Source organism: Mycobacterium sp., assembly GCF_049802695.1.
GTDB lineage: Bacteria > Actinomycetota > Actinomycetes > Mycobacteriales > Mycobacteriaceae > Mycobacterium.
In genome coordinates, this window is sequence record NZ_JBARMY010000474.1 from 1 (window position 1) to 2,311 (window position 2,311).

Sequence of the window (2,311 nt, forward strand, 5' to 3'; positions counted from 1 at the left end):
GTGCAGGTCCGCACACCGGTGAACCGGGCCAGCAGGTCGGCGGTGTCGGCGGCGTCGGCGCGGGCGCGAAACGGTCCGATCGTGCGGTCGTGATGCGGGGTGCGTACGACTGAGAAGCGCGGAAACGCTTCGTCGGTCAGCGCCACCCACCACCAGCGATGCGGGAACCGCGACCGCCGGTTGTAGGGCGGTGCGTGGGCGGCCAGCATCCGCAGCTCGCGGACACCGGCTTCCAGGGCGTGGGCGCATTCCACGTGGTCGACGGTTTCGGCCAGTCCGACCATCTCTTTCATCCGGGTGCGCGGGTCGCTGCCGTTGAAGTACTGAGCGACCCGGCGCCGCAGGTCGGTCGCGGTGCCGACGTAAAGCACCTCGTGGCCCGGCCCACGGAACAGATAAACCCCCGGCCGGCGCGGCAAGTGCTCGGCCAGCCCCCGCTTGCGGCGTTGAGCCGCGGTGACGCCGGGCAGATATGCGCGCAGGTCGGAGTAGGTGTGCACACCCTGGTTGCCCACCCGCTCGATGAGCGCGTGCAGCACGTCGACGGTGGCGCGGGCGTCGTCCAGGGCGCGGTGGGTGGGCTGGGTGGCGACGGCGAACAGCCGGGCCAGTTCGGCCAGCCGCACGCTGGGGGCTTCTTCCCGGCTGAGCACCCGGCGAGCCAGCTGGACTGTGCACAGGACCTGCGGCCGCGGCCAGGGCAGCCCGCAGCGCTCGGCGGCCGCCCGCAGGAACCCGACGTCGAATCGGGCGTTGTGGGCGACCCACACGCTGCCGTGAGCGAAATCGAGGAACATCGGCAGCACCACGTCGATGGTCGGCGCATCCGACGCCATCGCGGTGGTGATCCCGGTGAGCCGCACGATCTGCGGCGGGATACTGCGCTGCGGATCGACCAGCGTGGCGAATTCGCCGAGCACCGCGCCGCCGCACACCTTGACCGCGCCGATCTCGGTGATGGCGTCGGGGGTTGTTCCGGGCGCACCCGTCATCCGTCCACCGGTGGTCTCCAGGTCGACCACCACGAACGTGGTGTCCCGCAGTGACACCTCGAACGCCGCATCCGCCCCGGCGAAGCTGAGCTGCGTCGCACCGATCACCCCCACGCTCGGGACGTTAGGGACTCCTACCGACATGCAGCGGCTCCCACGCCGCGAGGCCTGGTCGCGCCGCAGGCCTCGAAAACTTGTCGGTGGCGTCGGTTAGCGTGCGAAGCGACGGTTTGACAGCACTGAAAGGGCCCGGCGAATGGCACAAACCAACACGTCAGATTTCGGCGAGCAGGCCGGCGCGGGCCGGAGCCCGACGGGGCCGGTGGTGATCGACTGCGACGACTGCGCGGTGCGGGGAGCGGCGTGCACCGACTGCGTGGTCAGCGTATTGCTCGGCATCCCAACGACTTTGCTCGACGATGAATGTGCGGCGCTGGAGAACCTGGCTGACGCCGGCCTGGCCCCGAGGCTGCGTCTGGTGCCGATTCGCCGGCAGACGCCCGGCGTCGCTTGACGGTCGGTGGCCGTCAAATCTTCCCAATTTCTTAATGTCTCGGAGTTGGACATTGCCGATGCCGTTTCGTAACCTGTCTGAGACCTAAAGCAAACTCGACGGTTCCGTCGATGAGTTGAAGGATACAAAACCTTGGCGTCGGGGCTTGATGGCAAACAGCGCACGAAACGCACACTGAAGACAACTCGGTATATCAAGCTATTTGCCGTCGGAGTGACAGCCGGCTGCCTCGCCCTCTCCGGCGCGCTGAGCCCGCAGGTGCTGGCCGACCCGGGCGGGGACGCGCTGGCGAAACTCAACGAACTCTCCCGGCAGGCCGAGCAGACCACTGAGGCGATGCACAGCGCTCAGCTGGACCTCAGCCACAAGCTGACGGCGATGCGGGCGGCGGACAAGAAGCACACCGACGACCAGGCCGCGCTCGATGCGGCCAAGGCGCGCCTGGCCACCTTCCAGTCCGCTGTCAACAAGTTCGCCGCGGCGATGTACATGGGCGGCCGCACCGACGGCATGAACGCGATTCTGACCGCTCAATCGCCGCAGCAGCTGATCGGCAAGCTGGCCGTGCAGCGCGTCATTGCCGGTGACATCGCAGCGCAGATGGTCAGCTTCCGCGCCGCCTCGGACCAGACGACCAAGGCCGAGCTGGTGTCGGCCAAGTCGGCCGCGGACGCCCGGACCGCCGCCGAGCAGGCAGCCGCCGTCCGGGCGAGTCTGCAAGCCAAGCAGAGCCAACTGCAGTTGCAGATCGCCGTCGTCAAATCGCAGTACACGGTGCTGACTCCGAACCAGCGCACCGCACTGG

At 68.3% G+C, this 2,311-nt stretch carries 2 protein-coding genes and 1 pseudogene; 2 read left to right on the plus strand and 1 reads right to left on the minus strand.

The window, feature by feature from the left end; translation table 11 throughout:
• The coding region (locus WA317_RS18905) for a DEDD exonuclease domain-containing protein (protein WP_425174491.1) at window positions 1-1,136 on the minus strand (1,136 nt) is incomplete at its 3' end.
• Window positions 1,137-1,248: 112 nt separating this feature from the next.
• Here WA317_RS18905 and WA317_RS18910 point away from each other — a divergent pair.
• Both WA317_RS18910 and WA317_RS18915 read left to right on the plus strand, forming a co-directional pair.
• Complete coding sequence (locus WA317_RS18910) at window positions 1,249-1,506, plus strand: hypothetical protein (RefSeq protein WP_425174492.1); 258 nt, start codon at window positions 1,249-1,251, stop codon at window positions 1,504-1,506.
• Window positions 1,507-1,719: 213 nt separating this feature from the next.
• Window positions 1,720-2,311: pseudogene (locus tag WA317_RS18915) on the plus strand (peptidoglycan hydrolase RipC); the annotation flags it as partial.

Coding starts and splice junctions, on each gene's coding strand:
- WA317_RS18910 (WP_425174492.1), top strand. CDS start 1,249: ATGGCACAAACCAACACGTCAGATTTCGGCGAGCAGGCCGGCGCGGGC.